Here is a 16,072-nt window from a genome sequence, read left to right as displayed (position 1 = left end):
TCCTTTATATACATTTCCTGATCCGAATCCTGATGATTGGTCAAAATGTACGATTACTCACGTTTTTTGGCCATAATTCAACTCCTTTCCCCCCGACATAGGGAGGACCTGCATCGATACCTCACCTCCCCACCAACCCCGGGATGAATGCCATGCCAGCCCAGTGTTTCAGCGGTCTTTTCTCGTATATCAGGTCCAGAGATCGCCTCTATCGACTTCATGGTAGAAGCCCTGAGGGTTGAGATACTAAAGACCTCAGGTAGCCACTTGAGGTCGTAACAGAATATAAGAGTACCCTTAATTCGCGACATTAATTATCGGAAGATCCTGAAAAAAGACGCGCAAGTGGAGGAGGAGAAAAAAGAGGGGTCAGGGCATTGTCCCTGATCAGATCTGGTTGAAGAGGAGGACGATATCATTGAAGTCGACCCGCCCGTTCTGATTGAAGTCGAAGGCACCGACCGGCTCGTGATCGCTGATCCAGTCCATCTGGTTGAAGAAGAGGACCACGTCGTTGAAGTCCAGCCCACCATTGCCGTTCAGGTCCTCGTACAGTCCATCACCGTTCAGGTCCAGCGGCAGCACTGTCGCCCCTGGCACCACCTGGACTGCCGGGCCGGTGGTGAAGCTGATCTGGTCAAGATTTTGCCCGTCGCCGACGAAGGCGATGGTCAGATGACGGACGCCGGCCGTGAGCGGAAGGGTCGTCGAGACTATAGTATATTGTTCTGAACTGCCGGTGTTGGGAATCTGCACAGTTCCGGCAATCTGACCGTCCACCTGGATGCGGATTGCCTTTCCGCTGCCCCAGGCCGCCGTCCGGAACGTAGTGGTGTACGACCCGGAACTGGCCACGTTCAGCGTATACTCGAGCCACTCGCCGTCCCGGATGTAGGCGACCGTATCCCCACCGGCCGACATCTCCTCGATGTCCACGTCATCAGTCCGGTAGGCCCCGCCTGCGTTGCCAGCGGTGGTGTCGTGGTAGGCGACACCCTCTCCACCATAGTCATACTCTTCAGCCTGGAGCACCCCCGGTACCTGGTGCGGACCATCGAACGGCGTCGGGGTCAGAGAGTCTCCGAATGTGACGCCCACTGTCTCCCAGGTGGTCATCGGAACCGTGAAAAAGTACGGACAGGTGGCATCATAGTTGATATCCATCTTGATCCGGAACGTCCCGTCAGGCCGGTTGCCAGAGGCGCCGGTCCCCATACTGTTCAGCGCGATCCAGTAACGGTTGTTCGGATCGGCCATGCTGTATCCGACGATCGTCACCGCATGGCTGGCTCCGCGGGCAGGGTCGTACGCTCTCCCAACGAAGGGCGACGGGTCCCAGACCGCGTCCTCCCCCTGGTAATACCAGAAGTTGCTGAAACTGCTGACCGCGTCGGCATTCGGCATCACAAATCCGAGGTAGATCGCCTTCCCCCCATCAAGCGTCCCCTTGATCGACGCAATCGCCGAACTGTTCCCGACCCCCATCGTTGGAATCCGCTGCTCGGTGATCGACGTGATCGGATAGTTCGGTATCATCTGGATGTCGACCGCTGCGACCCCGGCCTTCTTGAAAGCCTGCGAGTAGGCCGTCCCATCCTGGAAACTCGCATTAGCGTTGGACCAGGGGACGGCGATCTTCTGTTCCCCATAGAACCCGACAAAGTCCCCCAGCGTCCCACCCTCGCCGGCCCAGTCAGGACCCGAACCACCGTTGTAGTTTGAATCCAGGTACTGGATCGAGAGCCGGTCACGGATATTCTTCTGCCCGGTATGGGCCACCTCCAGCACCCCGGTGCCGGCCCAGACCCAGCAATTCCCAATAGGATTCTGGTTCCGCTCGGATGGGACATAGGAGATCAGAGAGAGCAGGTTCTGCTGACTCTGAAACGAGGCCATCATCCTTTTCAAAAATCCTGGCTGCGGAGCCTCCGGGGCCGCGTTGTACTCATCGACCCACCGCTTCAGCGCTTCGGGCGACGGGTGCATGAACGGATCGGAGGACGGCGCCTGATCCCAGGATATGTTCACTGCAGATGAGAGCACGGGCACCGAATTGTCGGCAGCCGAGACCGCTCCCACAGCAGCTGATAAGAGCAGCCCGATCACGAGGATATAATAGAGTGTGTGTCGTTGCATGGACAGATACCTCAGAAGAGTCCGGCCCTGAGTGTCCTCTCCCGAATATGTCCGGGATCTGACAGGCCAGCAGGACCCGGGGAGACCCCGGTCACCAGGACCCGAAATAGTGAACGATCATTGCCACTGCAGGATAATCAACTGTTGGATGGTGACATGCGACAACGATGCCGGCCCTTCACCTGCCCGTTGTTACGGCTACGCCATGCTGGTTTGGTCACTTTCAGGAGTGTTTGCAGTCCCGGACCCATCACGACCTCGTCGTGCGACTACGCCATACCTGGCTACGTCGCCGACTTCGTCGTCGACCTCGTCGTAGAAAAGATCATCACTCCATTCTCTGAATAGACTGGCGTCAGCCCGGTGTGCGGGAGGCTCAGGTTGTAGGTCTCCCCCTCCAGCGGCCCGACGTACAGGTACTGGCACCCGTACCGGTTCATCAGCGGGACCGCGTCATCAGGCGACTCATAGATCCTCCGGATATCCCCCATCCGCTGGAAGTACCAGTTGTCAGGGTTTCCGCGCCAGAGATATTCATTGAAGAGCCAGCCCACTTCAGTCGGGATCCCGGTGAACGAGGAGACCCGGGAGTAGTAACTATGCTCGTTCTTGGCGGCCTCGATGATGCAGGGGATATCGGATCTGTTCCGAAGGAATGCGATCGCCGCGGCATCGGCCGGATGATCATAGATCAGGTACGCAGAGCCGTCGAGGGTGTACGCCCCCCCCTTATGCGGCTGATAAAAGAGGTGAGCGTCGAAGTCGAGCCCCAGGCACGGCGGTGTGACCAGCAGCAGGACCAGCACCACTGCGATCAGACCCCGTCGGCGGATCGGAGAGAGGAATGGATAAGACAGTCGGGAGGCGGCAACGCTGCCGACGAGGGCGAGCGTTCCGGCCCCGATCAACAGCCAGGCGGCCCAGTAGAGTTTGAAGACCGTGTTCATCCGGAACGATGATGTCGTGATGAATGTGGACTCCAGGTACATGAACTCGCAGAGGACGACTAACAGCAGCCCAGCAGCCGCGAAGATGCCGGCCGGTTCATACTCCTTGCGGGTGACCAGGTAGACGAGCGGGACCAGCGCCACCGCAGCGGCAGGGTAGCCGGCAAGCGCCACCGGAACGGCTATCAGCAGCAGGTACGGCCGTGCCCGAATGTCAGGGACCAGCACCAGCAGGAGGAGCACGAAAAAGATCCCGTGAAAGAGGAGAAACGGAACGACCCCGGAGGGCGGATGGGCCGCCCCCCCGATGAAGAAGAGCCCCATCGTCCCGGCCGTCTCCATCATCAGGTAGAACGGGAGGTAGAGAAGGGCCGCGGCGGCGGGAACCCCGACAGCCAGCCAGAGCAGCGGCCCGGGCGAGCGTATACCTCTCCGCAGTATATGAGCAATTCTATCCTTGATTGACCCTTCCTCATTGTGCAGTGTCAGCAGCACCCCGACGCCCACGGTCAGCGGCCCGTAGACCAGAACATCCCATGAGTTCATCGGCGCCATCGAACCGAGCGAGAGCGTCAGGAGGCCACAGACAAGAAGACGGGATCGGGTGGAGAGCGTGGACCAGCGGTACCAGCAGAACGCGAGCAAAAGGAGCAGAAACGCCTGGTTGAACTGAGCCATCACATGGGCATGGGCGTCTCCCCAGAGGTACGAGAAGAGCGGGTACTCGTCGATTGCACCGGAGATGACCCGGCTGCTCTCCCAGAAGACATGGTGCAGTTCCTGCCCTGAAACGATCCTGACAAGGAAGTCCGGATCAGGAAGTCCAAGGAGGAGGACCGGAAGCCAGGGGAGACGGGGGACGATCAGCCGGCCCAGAGCCAGAAGATTGATCACCGTCAGCGCGAAGACCGTCGGCAGAATCAGATTGAAGACGACCGTGGAGGGGATACTGGTCACCACCCCGAGCGCCCCCATCATCCAGTGGCCGAGGTAGTAGTAGATGTTCATCGACCCGCCGGCGAACCAGGGATCGAGCGGCGGAACCACCGGCGTCCTCATGATCGAGGCAAGGATCGCATGATCCATGAACTTCTCGCTGGTGCTGATCATCGGGGTCAGGAACCGGAACTCCAGCAGCAGCAGAAAGGCCGCCGCCCCTGCGACCAGGTACGAAAGGTCGGCGGTATAGTCGTTCTGCCGGTACTGCCGGGTCACCACCTGCCAGCCGACCAGGAGGACGAATGGGATCGCAGCCAGGTGAAGGGGCAGGTGCACCAGACCGCAGTACCAGCTGATGGCGGTGAAGAGGAGGAGACCTCCGTTCAGAGAGAACGGGACCGCCCATACAGGGGCGATCTTCCGCATCTGCGGGTACAGCCCTGCAGCGAAGAGCAGCAGCAGAACCAGCCAGAGGAGGACCTGCAAACCCTCGACCAGCAGGGCCATCAGCGTTCTTCGCCCTGAAGCCGGGCCTCCTCGCACTGTTTTCTGTACCGATCCCTGACCGCTTTGATCTGATCGACCCGAGGGATGTTGGAGAGGCCTGAGAGGATCACAATCACCCCGATGAACGAGGACCGGGTGATCGGATAGTCGCCGGCCCTGACCTCCAGCCCCCCAATCGACTGGTCCATCCATCGCTGGACAGTCTGAAAGCCCTTTAGAGAGATCGCAGAACTGGGGCCGGCCACCAGCACCAGCGCCTTCTCCGCCCCAGTCAGGTCGCAGGGGACGGAGATCTCCTGGTACACAGCCTTCTTGGCCAGGTCCACCACACGGGAAGCCTTCTGGTACTGGTCATCGCTCTCCATGACGACCGGTTTGGGCTTCGGCTTAAAGTTGGATTTGAAGAACCGGGTCAGCTGCTGGTCAGGGAGCTTCTCGACGGCATATCCGATCGCACAGATCCCCATCCCAGTGATCGTGTTCAGCACCTCCCCGGCATCGAGCACCGTTTGGGCGGATTCGACCCCATCCTGATCGAGCTCGCCGGCCCTGAGGAGAAGACTGATCCGGCGTGCAATATTCTCGTTCAGTTCTGCATAGACCCCCCCAGGAGTCTCCGGCTCAAGGAACCGGGATGCAATCTGCTCAGGGAGGAAACCTCGAAGCCCCTGTGGCGCCGATGGCTGCGACATCCGTCCACGCCAGGTTTCGTTGTCAAAGAGGATCACCCCGTCGACCAGCCGTTCGAGCATCTCCAGGTCATCGGCGGCCTTGGCCTGGATACACGGCCCCTCCTCAATGCAGGGGAGGACCGCCAGGGCAAAGACGGGGTCCGGGAATGAACGCCGGCACTCATGGATCAGAGAGGGAGCGGCGTCCACCATCTTCCCCCCAAGGCCGGCACAGATCAGAACCGCATCAATCCCTGCCATATCCTCCCGCATCACCTGGGAAAAGACCTCCTCGGCGTTGACCACTCGTTCAGGCCTGGCTCGTCCGACCGATGGGAAGAACATCCGGGCATGCTCAGGCAGGGATACTAAGGACCGCAGAAGATTGGGATCGATGTCGATGACGATCCCCTCGACACAGGGAAGACCACTCTTCCGGTCATGCCGGTGAAGGGTGTCCACGATCCGGGAACCAGCCCCCCCCAGTCCGATTGCTAATATACGCACCAGCTGCCACCTCTCGTACTGCAACTGTATGATCGTTGTAAGGCATATGTGCATCGAAAGAACACCGCCTGCAGGGCGGCAAAAAAAAAGAGAAGAGCGGGGATGTCAGCCAAAGATCTCCTTTGACGTCCGCAGTGCGTCCACTGCCGGGAGAACCTTCCCGGTCAGGAACTCAATGCAGGCCCCACCACCGGTCGAGATATGCGTGAACTGGCCCTCCAGTCCCATCTTCTCGATCACGGCCGCGGTATGCCCCCCTCCACAGACCGAAAACTCGACCGACGCGGCGGCCTTCAGCAGGGCCTGGGTGCCGATGGCGAACTCAGGCTCCTCGAAGACCCCGGCGGGGCCGTTGAAGACGACCGTACCCGCACTGCCGATCTCAGCAGTCAGGGCCGTGATCGCCTCCAGTCCAAGGTCCATGATCGGCGTCCCGTCCGGGATTGCCGTAACCGGGTACTCGACACGCTTGCCCTCCTCCCTGACCGCCACATGGGTCGGGAGGACGATGCGGTCGGCGAACCGGGAGAGCAAACCCTCGGCGATCTCGATCTGTTTGGTGTACTTGAGCTGCTGGATCAGCTGCAACGACGGGGTGCCGATCGAGTGGCCGGCCGCCGCCAGAAAGACGTTGGCCACGACTCCGATCACGATCACCCTGTCGGCGATCCCGTTCTCAAGCACATGCTGCGCGACATCGATCGAGTCGTCCACCTTGGTCCCGCCGAGTACCATCATCACAGGGCACGGGGCTCCGTGGAAGACTCGGGAGAGGGTCGACACCTCCTTCTCCATCAGCAGACCAGCGGCCGACCGCATCACCATCGGGAGACCGACGACCGTCGGCTGGGACCGGTGAGCGGTCCCGAACGCGTCATTGACAAAGAAGTCCGCCATCCCGGAGAGGTTCCTGACGATATGCGTCTTTGCAGCATCCTCTGCCGGCAGGGTCAGGTTCTCCTCCGCATTGAACCGGACATTCTCAAGCATCAGCACGTCTCCGTCCCGCATCGCCGCGATCGCATCCCTGGCGCACTGGCCGAAGATGTCGTTCACGTAGGTGACCGGACGGTGGAGCAGATGCTCCAGCTTTCTGGCATGCATCTCGAGGGTTGTGAAGTCCTTCTTTCCGGGCCTCGACTGGTGGGTGATGATCACCACCCGGCTCTTTTTTAGAGCCTCGATCGTCGGGATATGCTCCCGGAACCGTTTATCGTCGAGGATCTGATTTGATGTCGGATCGATCGGCGAGTTCAGGTCAAGACGGAGGAGGACCACCCTCCCTGTGGTGCCGAGTGAGGCGAGTGTACCGATCTCCGTGCTGATCACCCGTTCGCCTTCGCCACGCTCCGGGCCTTGATCTTCTTGAGCCTGAAGAGTTCTTCGCGCTCCATCTCGTCGAGCCGCATCTTGATGAAGTCACGGGCCGCCTTCTGTTCAGGGATCACCTTGAACTCGAGCGCGTTGACCCGCCGCTTGGTCTTCTCGATCTCCTCGAGCAGCCGCTTCATTGTGGTCTCGATCTCGGCACTCTTCACGATCGACTCCACCAGGTCCTCAAAGGACGTGGCGGTGTCATCGATCGTCGAGGAGGTGCCGAGCACCCCGTATCCACGGTCGATCATCCGCTTCTTCACCGAGGCGGAGGTGATCTGGGGGACCACAACCCCCATGATGTTCTTGCTATTCAGCGTGATCATCGGGACCTGCTGAACAGAGAATGCAGCGGCCTTCACCCCGAGGGATCCCTCAACGGTGTTGGCGACCGCCATCATCTCGACGGCCTTGGCATAGTTCATGTTCAGCTGGCTCCGCGTGGTCTTGGCCTCCTCAAGCACCTTGAAGAACTCAATGATCAGTCCATCGCGCTTCATCTTCAGGATCTTGTACCCACGTTCAGAGAGCTTGATCCGCCGCTTCAGGCCGATCAGTTCTGAACGGGTGGGTTTGATATCTCGAAGAGCCATGGGCGATCACCTCTTCTGCGCAGCGCCTGCGTTCTTGAACTGGGGGTGGTACTTCGCAATCAGGTCACGGTCGATACGTGACAGCTGCTCCACCGGCAGCGTTGCGAGCAGTTCCCAGCCGATGTCGAGAGTGTCCGCGATCGTCCGGTCCTCGTCAAAGCCCTGCCTGACGAACCGGTTCTCGAAGAGGTCTGCGAACTCGAGGAAGGTCCGGTCACGCTCAGAGAGCGCGTCCTTTCCGACGATGGCCACCAGGCCACGGAGATCGTTCCCTTCTGCATAGGCAGCGTACATCTGGTCAGAGACCTTCTTGTGGTCATCACGGGTCTGCCCCTTGCCGATACCGAGATTCATCAGCCGGGAGAGGGATGGCAACACATTGATGGGTGGATAGATCCCTTTTCTGTGCAGTTCACGGGAGATGACGATCTGACCTTCAGTGATGTACCCGGTCAGGTCAGGGATTGGGTGCGTGATATCGTCACCCGGCATCGTCAGGATCGGGATCTGGGTAACCGAGCCCTTCTGTCCCTTGATGATCCCTGCCCGTTCGTACAGGGACGCGAGATCGGTGTACATGTACCCCGGATACCCACGCCTGCCTGGCACCTCTTCACGAGCCGCACCGATCTGACGGAGCGCCTCGCAGTAGTTGGTCATATCGGTCAGGATCACCAGCACATGCATACCGAGCTCAAAGGCCAGGTACTCTGCAGTGGTGAGGGCCAGACGCGGGGTGATGATCCGCTCGACAGCCGGGTCATCGGCCAGGTTGAGGAACACGACGGCACGCTCCAGCGCACCGGTCCGCTCAAAGTCCTGCATAAAGTAGTTGGCCTCTTCCTGGGTGATACCCATCGCGGCGAAGACCACCGCAAACGGCTCAGTCGAACCGGGAACCTTGGCCTGTCGTGCGATCTGCAGCGCCACGTTGTTGTGTGGCAGCCCTGCTCCCGAGAAGATCGGGAGCTTCTGACCACGGACCAGGGTATTGGTCCCGTCGATCGTCGAGATACCGGTCTCGATGAAATCCGACGGAGATGCCCGTGCATACGGGTTGATCGCAGCGCCGGTGATATCGAGCCGCTTCTCCGGGACGATCTCGGGTCCACCGTCGATAGGCTTACCGCCGCCGGAGAGGATACGCCCGAGCATATCTCTGCCGACCGGCATCTTGATCGTCTCGCCGGTGAACCGGACGCCCGAGTCCCTGCCGATACCGGTCGTCGTCTCAAAGACCTGGACCACGACGAGGTCGTCGCTGGTGTCCAGCACCTGACCCCGCTTGATCGTTCCGTCGTAGAGCACGATGTTGACCAGTTCTTCATAGCCGATAGGCTCGGTCTTCTCAATGAAGACCAGAGGCCCGGCTATCTTGTTAATTGTCCGATACTCCTTCATGCTCCAGCCCTCAGTGCATTGAATTCTGCATCCATATCCTTGAGGATCTTCTCAAGCAGGGGTTCGTAATCAGCCGTGAACTTCACCTGTGGCAGTTCGTTCTTGGACTTAACCGCGATCACCTGCTGTGGAGAGACTCCAACGGTCTGTGCTGCGTACGAAAGGTCTGAGAAGGTCTTGATCGACTTCAGCATATCAAACTGCTTCTTCATCGAACAGAAGGTGTCGACCGCATCGTAGGCGTTCTGCTGCAGGAAGATCTCTCTGATCATCCTGGCTACCTCGATCGTAATCTGCTCTGCCTCTGGCAGTGCATCGGACCCGACCAGCTGCACGATCTCCTGAAGCTCGGCTTCCTTCTGCAGGATCTCCATCGCCCACGATCGGATCAGATTCCATTCAGGGGAGACCTCGCGGTCATACCAGTCATGGAGCGTGTCCAGGTACAGGGAGTACGAATCCAGCCAGTTGATCGCTGGGAAGTGACGCCGCTGCGAGAGCTTGGCGTCCAGTGCCCAGAAGACCTTGACGATACGGAGCGTGTTCTGCGTAACCGGTTCGGAGAAGTCACCGCCAGGCGGTGAGACCGCGCCGATCACAGAGACCGAGCCGTCCTGACCGCTCAGGGTCTTGACAAGCCCTGCGCGCTCATAGAATTCTGAAAGGCGGGCTGCAAGGTATGCAGGGTAACCCTCCTCACCAGGCATCTCTTCAAGTCTGGATGAGATCTCACGCATCGCCTCTGCCCACCGGGAGGTCGAGTCTGCCATCAGGGAGACATCGTACCCCATATCCCGGAAGTACTCGGCGATCGTGATCCCGGTGTACACCGATGCTTCACGAGCTGCGACCGGCATGTTCGAGGTGTTGGCGATCAGGACTGTCCGCTCCATAAGTGGCTTCCCGGTCTTTGGGTCCTCCAGTTCAGGGAACTCGGTCAAAACCTCGGTCATCTCGTTGCCGCGCTCGCCGCAGCCGATGTATACGACGATCTCAGCGTCACTCCACTTGGCCAGCTGCTGCTGCGTGACCGTCTTTCCGGACCCGAAAGGACCGGGGATGGCCGCAGTGCCGCCCTTCGCGATTGGGAAGAGCCCGTCGAGGATCCGCTGACCGGTGATCAGTGGGATCGTCGGGTTCATCTTCTCTGCGACAGGCCGGGGGACCCGGACAGGCCAGCGCTGCATCATCGTCAGTTCGGCGCCGTTGTCGAGGACACAGACGACCTCTTCGACGGTGAATGTGCCAGGGGTGATCGTTGTGATCACACCCGCCTTCGTGTTCGGCGGGACCATGATCTTGTGGACGATGTTCGTCTCCTGGACCTCACCAATGATCATGCCCGGAGTGACCTGATCGCCGACCTTTGCCAGCGGTTTGAACTCCCACTTCTTCTCTCTGCTGATACCCGGGGCACTGACCCCGCGCTCGATGAAGTTGCCCATCTTGTCCATCAGGACTTCAAGGGGGCGCTGGATTCCGTCATAGATCGAGGTCAGCAGACCGGGTCCGAGCTCAACTGCCAGGGAGAGACCGGTGTTGCTGACCGGCTCGCCGGGCTTGATCCCTGAGGTGTTCTCGTACACCTGGATGATCGAGTTCTCCCCTTCGATCTTGATGACCTCACCCATCAGTTCTTCGTTCCCGACCTTCACCACATCATACATATGTGCGTCAAGGTTGACCGCAGTCACCACTGGCCCTGCGATACGCTTGAGAACACCTTTTCCTTCGATTTTTCCTTCTTTAGCGTTTACTTCCACAGATCAACACCCACCGATCGTTTTATCTTCTCTCGTAAGGACATGTCACCCTCGGTGCCGCCGATGGCGATCACCGTTGGCCTGACCGAGTTCTCAAGCGTGCTCAGGAGACGGCGGGGAAGCCGTTCCATATCCGTGCTGTTCAGCACGAGGATCCCAACCTCGGAATCCTGGAGCACGCTGGTGATATGTTCATGCAGCCTCTCGTCATCAGTCGCCGCATAGGTCTTTCTGATGCCGGCGAGCCGAAAACCGAGGATAAATTCACTGTTTCCTATCACTGCGATTTCCATCAGATCACCAGGTACTCCATAATCCGTTCACCCGGCAGGTTCGACTCCTTGCCACGGGCGAGGGCACGGAGGTTGAACACCTCGTACTTCTTCTTCTCAAGGTAGACCAGGATCGGTGCAATGGAGAACGGGTACCGCTTGGACATCCGGTCCATCTGCTCCAGTTTAATCCTGGTCAGCACATTCTCGATCTCATGGATCGGCCGCCCTTCCCGGAACGTCTCCAGCGCTTCGATCAGCGACTGAATATGTGTCCGCTTCTTCAGTGCATCGATCAGCTCGTCGTTCGATTCCACACCGCCGAGGCGTGCCAACTCATCGAGCGAGAAGGCCCCGCCGGGGATCATCTGTTCTCTGACATCCTCGGGCATGCCGCTCGCCCGAAGGCGGAAGAGCGACTGGAAGTTCCGGGTATCGATCTCGAGCTGCAGATACTGGAGGAATTCACTCCCCCCCTTGATCCCACTCCTGGCCATGGCGATCAGGTCGGAGTAGTACTTCTTGTACAACTCGTTCTCAAGCCGTGCAAATGACCCACTCTCAAGGGCCGCGCTGTACTCACGTTCGAGCACAGGATAGAGGCGCCACCCTTTCAGCAGTTCCACGATCCGGTCGGGTGACTCTTCAGTCAACAGCCGGTCGAGGAAGATCTTATCCAGTTCACCTGCAGGGATCACGACCTCCTTGATCTTGTTGGCCGAGAAACCCTGCCGTTTGCCGCGGAGGATGATCAGCACGTTCCCGATATCCCAGCTCCGGAGATAGTTCGCCGTGAACTGCATCAGCGAGCCCTGGGTGATCCCAAGGACACTCTGGTTCTCCTTTGCGAGGTTCCAGGAGAGTGCGATTTCGATCAGATCGATACCGTGAAACACGCCACCGAGCTCGTCGATCTCAGACTTATATTCAGACTCTCCGATGAACCGTGCGATCTCCGGAAGGGACATGTTCTGCATCCGCAGGTAGTCGTCCCGTGGGAGAAGTTTCGCCTTCCGTACACGCAGCCGCGTGGAGGTATAGATATAGGGAGCCGGCCCTGACTTCACCTCTGTCATCGGCCACCCCCCTTATCCGAACAGGATATCAGATGCATCTTTCAGCCCTGATTCCCAGACCCTGTCAAGGAACGTCCTGTAACTGTAGTCGACCTGCAGCAGACCATCCCTGCTCTCTGCGATGATGCCCCCGTCGATCTCGACAGGCGTACCTGCCACAAACCCGGGATAAGAGCCCCCGTTGAGGAGCTCCTGCACCATGGGGAGATCCCGTGCGCTGGCATGGATCAGGCCTTCGCCGATCTCTGCCTGGGCCTGCTGAAGGAGGGACGACAGTGCAGCACGGTGGAAGTCGGGGGATGCACCCCGGACCTCCAGAAGGACGGCTGCGTAAACCTGATCGAGCAGTGCTTTCTCTGCATTCAACTGCGACCGCTTCACAAGAAGGTTGGCAGCGGAGATCTCCTGGTTAATAATCCGGGCCTCCTGCCGTGCCACGTCCTCGTCGACCGCGGTCTTGATCTGGTCTGATTTGACATTGGCGGCCGCAAGGATCGTGGCCACCTCGGTCTCTGTCTCTTTTCTGATCGCCTCTGCCTCTTTCCGGCCCTTCTCTGTTATCTCATCGATGACCGCTTCGAGTCCCATGATCGATGCTCCTACTGGAATAACAGCAGCAGTGCTACCACAAGACCAAAGATAACGATTGTCTCCGGGATAACCGTGAAGAGCAGTGCAAGACCGAACATGTCCTTGTTCTCTGCTGTCGCGCCCATTGCTGCCGCACCGATACCCATCTCACCGAGACCGGTACCGATACCGGCAAGTCCCACGGCGAGACCTGCACCGACTGCCTTCATTCCTACCTGCGATGCCTGGACCATTTCAAGTGTCATTGCTGCTGATGTTGCTACTAATGTTGGATCTGCTACTGCCATGTTTAATCCTCCGTAAATCTTCTTTTCATCCCGAATGGGTTGTACTTTTTGCCTCCACCTTTATAGAATTTGGTGAAGAATTCGACGTAATGTAAACGAATTGAGTTTAAGCCGCCACCAAGGATGCCCAGGGCGGTGTTCAGTGTGTGACCTAATATGAAGATCACAATACCGACGATGATCATGACCACACCAACTGCACTGAGCGCCTTTAACTGTGGTTCGATGATCAGTCCGATTGCGATGTAATTGACCACCATTGCGATGGCCACCGATGAGAGCCCGACTGCGGTCAGACGGGTATATGAGAGCACATGCGAGATGATCGTCGGTAACTCCATCAGATCGAGCAGGGACTCCTGTCCGATCGCGACGACACCGTAGAGAATCATCAGTATTCCGATGAGCCCTGCCGGGTTCAGGCCAAAGAGAACCTGGCCCATACCACTCAGATCTGGCATCAGTGGAATTGGAAACATCGACCAGATCGTGATGACAATGCCCCACATGACCGCGAGCCATCCGCTCTGGGCCATGATCGCCTTGCTTCTGTGTTTGCCGTGGTCCATCTTCGCATGGTTCACGATTGAGATACTGCGCCCCAGCGTGATATGGATCAACCCGATCCAGACCGCCAGAACCAGCAGCGGTACCGCTGCAGGCCCTTCTCCGCCAGTCTCGGCCCCTATCTGGAGGGCACGGCTGAAGAGTACCGGGTGCCACGGGAGTTCAAACCCTAAGAACTCACTGTTCAACAGACCGAAACCGATCGCTACGACACAGGCATTCCTGAATACATCAAGGAGTTGCGATGCCCCTTCCCCCTTCAGAACCTTCCGAAGGGCATAGCTGGCCACCAGCAGGATCAGCCCGTATCCGACATCTCCAAGGATTATACCAAAGAAAAGCGGAAATACGATCGCCATCATCAGTGTTGGATCGACCTCACGGTAGTCGGGACGTGCATAGACGTCCATCAACAGTTCGGTCGGATGTGCAAACGAGGGGTTGTTATACTCAACCGGCACAGAGTCCTTCTCAAGGTCCACCGGGAGCTCTTCAACATAGACACTGCCACGGGTGACCTGCATCAGGCCTGAAGTCACGGCGTCGACCTTATTGGAAGGGACCCAGCCCTCAGCCACAAACGTCTTCTCTGTTGTCGCAAACCGAAGCGGTGCCTCTGCACGCTCTACTTCGGCGGAGAGCATCTCGTCACAGGCCATCAGGAATGTGGCATGCTGCGCCTTGAGACTCTCGACCTGCTGGTCGATCGTGCTGATCTGACCCTTCAGTGAAGTGAGCTCCTGTGTGTACCGCGATGCAGCCTCAGTGGGAGCTCCGTCCTCAGTCGGTATCTTTACCGGTTGGAACCCTGCGTCGGCAAGCAGCCGCTCCGTCTCCTCCTTATGGGCTATCTCGACGAAGACCACAATAAAGTGCTCGCCCTTCTTCCCGGTCAGGTACTTCTCATGCGGAAACGGAATCTCGACATCTTCTACGATATACCCGGCAATCGGGGCTATCGCGGCGTAATCGCGGTACAGATCGAGGTCAAGGGGAACATTTGTAAACGGCGTCAATTCAGCGACCCGCTGCTCCCGCTCCTTTAACTGGGCATCCAGGGCGTTTCGCTTTGCTACCAGCCCCTCTGCCTTCTCCTCGATCTTCGGAAGATCCCGGGCGATCTGACTTCTGATCATCGCAGTCGAGACCTTTTGGACCTCGTCGCCCTCGTCCGGACCGATGTGGATCGCGTTCTGTGCTGCCCGAAGCCGGATCAACTCGCTCGAGGCCTCGGTCGCCCCTGCAAGGGGCATCCCGATCTTAAATCCCTCGTATTCGGGAGTAGCCTGGTCGACAAAATCCTCGATATGAAAGAGATCATGCCGGTACAGCTCTGTGACGATCGTCCCCATCTGCTCCTTCGAACCGACGATGAGCAGACGACTCATAGATCTAGGCCTTAACATGCACCTGCTCCTTGAACCTCGACACGAGCAGGGAAACTGCCCGGTCAAGGTTCTTCTGCCCTTTTGCCGTCAATTGGGCAGCGCGTGCATCACCCTCCCTGATGATCGCGGCATGTCTCTTCTGTGCCTCGGTATGCGCATCGACAAGCCTCTTCTTCCTGTACTCTTCGGCATTAAGGGTAGCCTTGGTAATCAGATTATCGGCCTCCAGCTCTGCATTGGAGAGATTGCGCTTCCTCTCAGCCTGTGCTTCACTTATCAGTTTGCGATAGTCATCTTCAGTCTTCTTAATGCTCTTGAGAACATCTATCTTCATCCATCCCTCCTCTTATGAATACAGTATTTAGCGAAAATTATCTTTATAATTGTTGATTTCGTTCTGCCTGAGCCAGATCAAAGTCGGTGACCGGCAGTCTCTCCAAAATCTCAAACGAGATACCGGCAGAGAGTCCTGCGAGCAGAACCCCCTGGTCAGTGCCGGAGAGGGTGATACCTGAAAGTTCGTCTGATCCGCAGAGCAGGTGCTGGTCAGGGTGAGTCCCCCGCTCTATTGCGCAGGAGAGGTGGATCATGGGACCTGCCGAGACGATGAGCTGCAGCCGTGCGGAACCGGGATGACCCCGGTCCATCACCACCAGCGGCATCCGGTAGGTCCTGACCAGTTCGATCAGCATCAATGCGGGTCTGATCAGGCCGCCCTCCGGGGCAGAGGCCGCGATCAGGTCCCCTTGTTCCACTCTCTGCACTACCTCGTCACGGGAGGTCTCGATGCAGAGCGGAAACCGGGCGAGCGCCCTTCCAACCACGCAGAAGGAGTGTTTACCCTTGATCAGCAGGTAGTCGTCCCCGAGGGGGACATTCATGCAGGATCGATCTCTTCAGACTGGCAGCTCGGGCACATCGGCTTTTTTCCGAGCCCCTTGAACCGCGTCCCGCACTCCCTGCACTTGTAATCCTTTCCTTTCACCCGTTCTTCATACTCTACATCCATCGGTCCGCCTACGGTACACATCCCATAATCACCACCGAAACGTC

Annotated in this window: 15 protein-coding genes; all 15 read right to left on the bottom strand. The window is 58.4% G+C overall.

The features are described 5' to 3' along the window. Window positions 1–387: 387 nt before the first annotated feature. The 15 genes from ACFKSJ_RS09860 to ACFKSJ_RS09790 all read right to left on the bottom strand — a co-directional run bounded on the left by ACFKSJ_RS09860 (window position 388) and on the right by ACFKSJ_RS09790 (window position 16,049). Window positions 388–2,136 carry a carbohydrate-binding protein gene (locus ACFKSJ_RS09860; RefSeq protein ID WP_440949628.1) on the bottom strand — a complete coding sequence of 583 codons (1,749 nt, stop codon included), beginning with the start codon at window positions 2,134–2,136 and terminating at the stop codon, window positions 388–390. A gap of 284 nt (window positions 2,137–2,420) precedes the next feature. Further along, complete coding sequence (locus ACFKSJ_RS09855; RefSeq protein ID WP_440949627.1) at window positions 2,421–4,529, bottom strand: DUF2298 domain-containing protein; 2,109 nt, start codon at window positions 4,527–4,529, stop codon at window positions 2,421–2,423. Then, window positions 4,529–5,707 carry a tubulin/FtsZ family protein gene (locus tag ACFKSJ_RS09850; RefSeq protein WP_440949626.1) on the bottom strand — a complete coding sequence of 393 codons (1,179 nt, stop codon included), beginning with the start codon at window positions 5,705–5,707 and terminating at the stop codon, window positions 4,529–4,531. The genes ACFKSJ_RS09855 and ACFKSJ_RS09850 overlap by 1 nt, the downstream gene beginning before the upstream one ends. A 105-nt stretch (window positions 5,708–5,812) precedes the next feature. Further along, window positions 5,813–7,036: a phosphoglycerate kinase gene (locus tag ACFKSJ_RS09845; RefSeq protein WP_440949625.1), complete on the bottom strand. Its 1,224-nt coding sequence runs from the start codon at window positions 7,034–7,036 to the stop codon at window positions 5,813–5,815. Further along, window positions 7,033–7,674 carry a V-type ATP synthase subunit D gene (locus ACFKSJ_RS09840; RefSeq protein ID WP_440949624.1) on the bottom strand — a complete coding sequence of 214 codons (642 nt, stop codon included), beginning with the start codon at window positions 7,672–7,674 and terminating at the stop codon, window positions 7,033–7,035. Before ACFKSJ_RS09840 ends, ACFKSJ_RS09845 begins: the two co-directional genes overlap by 4 nt. A 6-nt stretch (window positions 7,675–7,680) precedes the next feature. Next, the gene (locus ACFKSJ_RS09835) at window positions 7,681–9,075 is read right to left on the bottom strand and encodes an ATP synthase subunit B (RefSeq protein WP_440949623.1); all 1,395 of its coding nucleotides are present in this window, start codon (window positions 9,073–9,075) and stop codon (window positions 7,681–7,683) included. Beyond that, the gene (locus ACFKSJ_RS09830) at window positions 9,072–10,838 is read right to left on the bottom strand and encodes an ATP synthase subunit A (protein ID WP_440949622.1); all 1,767 of its coding nucleotides are present in this window, start codon (window positions 10,836–10,838) and stop codon (window positions 9,072–9,074) included. Before ACFKSJ_RS09830 ends, ACFKSJ_RS09835 begins: the two co-directional genes overlap by 4 nt. Beyond that, window positions 10,829–11,131 carry a V-type ATP synthase subunit F gene (locus ACFKSJ_RS09825; protein ID WP_440949621.1) on the bottom strand — a complete coding sequence of 101 codons (303 nt, stop codon included), beginning with the start codon at window positions 11,129–11,131 and terminating at the stop codon, window positions 10,829–10,831. The genes ACFKSJ_RS09830 and ACFKSJ_RS09825 overlap by 10 nt, the downstream gene beginning before the upstream one ends. Continuing rightward, window positions 11,131–12,186, bottom strand: a complete 1,056-nt coding sequence (locus ACFKSJ_RS09820; protein WP_440949620.1) for a V-type ATP synthase subunit C — start codon at window positions 12,184–12,186, stop codon at window positions 11,131–11,133. The genes ACFKSJ_RS09825 and ACFKSJ_RS09820 overlap by 1 nt, the downstream gene beginning before the upstream one ends. Window positions 12,187–12,198: 12 nt before the next feature. Beyond that, window positions 12,199–12,774: a V-type ATP synthase subunit E gene (locus ACFKSJ_RS09815; protein WP_440949619.1), complete on the bottom strand. Its 576-nt coding sequence runs from the start codon at window positions 12,772–12,774 to the stop codon at window positions 12,199–12,201. 11 nt (window positions 12,775–12,785) lie between these two features. Beyond that, a complete protein-coding gene (locus tag ACFKSJ_RS09810; RefSeq protein WP_440951424.1) occupies window positions 12,786–13,022 on the bottom strand; it encodes an ATPase in 237 nt (78 codons plus the stop codon). A gap of 44 nt (window positions 13,023–13,066) precedes the next feature. Then, window positions 13,067–15,019 (bottom strand): V-type ATP synthase subunit I, encoded by a 1,953-nt coding sequence (locus ACFKSJ_RS09805; RefSeq protein ID WP_440949618.1) that lies wholly within the window; start codon window positions 15,017–15,019, stop codon window positions 13,067–13,069. Between the two features lie 4 nt (window positions 15,020–15,023). Beyond that, entirely contained in the window at window positions 15,024–15,353 is a 330-nt protein-coding gene (locus ACFKSJ_RS09800) for an ATPase (protein ID WP_440949617.1), read from the bottom strand. A gap of 43 nt (window positions 15,354–15,396) precedes the next feature. Further along, window positions 15,397–15,900, bottom strand: coding sequence for an alpha/beta hydrolase (locus tag ACFKSJ_RS09795; protein WP_440949616.1), 504 nt, complete (start codon window positions 15,898–15,900; stop codon window positions 15,397–15,399). Beyond that, a complete protein-coding gene (locus ACFKSJ_RS09790) occupies window positions 15,897–16,049 on the bottom strand; it encodes a hypothetical protein (protein ID WP_440949615.1) in 153 nt (50 codons plus the stop codon). Before ACFKSJ_RS09790 ends, ACFKSJ_RS09795 begins: the two co-directional genes overlap by 4 nt. Window positions 16,050–16,072 lie beyond the last annotated feature (23 nt).

The organism is Methanosphaerula subterraneus, assembly GCF_052055875.1.
In the GTDB taxonomy this organism is placed as follows: domain Archaea; phylum Halobacteriota; class Methanomicrobia; order Methanomicrobiales; family Methanospirillaceae; genus Methanosphaerula; species Methanosphaerula subterraneus.
This window is presented reverse-complemented; position numbering and strand designations above follow the sequence as displayed.

Excerpts from the sequence above, each read along its gene's own strand:
- ACFKSJ_RS09860 (WP_440949628.1), bottom strand. The coding sequence starts at position 2,136 with ATGCAACGACACACACTCTATTATATCCTCGTGATCGGGCTGCTCTTA.
- ACFKSJ_RS09855 (WP_440949627.1), bottom strand. The coding sequence starts at position 4,529 with ATGGCCCTGCTGGTCGAGGGTTTGCAGGTCCTCCTCTGGCTGGTTCTG.
- ACFKSJ_RS09840 (WP_440949624.1), bottom strand. The coding sequence starts at position 7,674 with ATGGCTCTTCGAGATATCAAACCCACCCGTTCAGAACTGATCGGCCTG.
- ACFKSJ_RS09835 (WP_440949623.1), bottom strand. The coding sequence starts at position 9,075 with ATGAAGGAGTATCGGACAATTAACAAGATAGCCGGGCCTCTGGTCTTC.
- ACFKSJ_RS09825 (WP_440949621.1), bottom strand. The coding sequence starts at position 11,131 with ATGGAAATCGCAGTGATAGGAAACAGTGAATTTATCCTCGGTTTTCGG.
- ACFKSJ_RS09820 (WP_440949620.1), bottom strand. The coding sequence starts at position 12,186 with ATGACAGAGGTGAAGTCAGGGCCGGCTCCCTATATCTATACCTCCACG.
- ACFKSJ_RS09815 (WP_440949619.1), bottom strand. The coding sequence starts at position 12,774 with ATGGGACTCGAAGCGGTCATCGATGAGATAACAGAGAAGGGCCGGAAA.
- ACFKSJ_RS09810 (WP_440951424.1), bottom strand. The coding sequence starts at position 13,022 with ATGACACTTGAAATGGTCCAGGCATCGCAGGTAGGAATGAAGGCAGTC.
- ACFKSJ_RS09805 (WP_440949618.1), bottom strand. The coding sequence starts at position 15,019 with ATGAGTCGTCTGCTCATCGTCGGTTCGAAGGAGCAGATGGGGACGATC.
- ACFKSJ_RS09800 (WP_440949617.1), bottom strand. The coding sequence starts at position 15,353 with ATGAAGATAGATGTTCTCAAGAGCATTAAGAAGACTGAAGATGACTAT.
- ACFKSJ_RS09795 (WP_440949616.1), bottom strand. The coding sequence starts at position 15,900 with ATGAATGTCCCCCTCGGGGACGACTACCTGCTGATCAAGGGTAAACAC.
- ACFKSJ_RS09790 (WP_440949615.1), bottom strand. The coding sequence starts at position 16,049 with ATGTGTACCGTAGGCGGACCGATGGATGTAGAGTATGAAGAACGGGTG.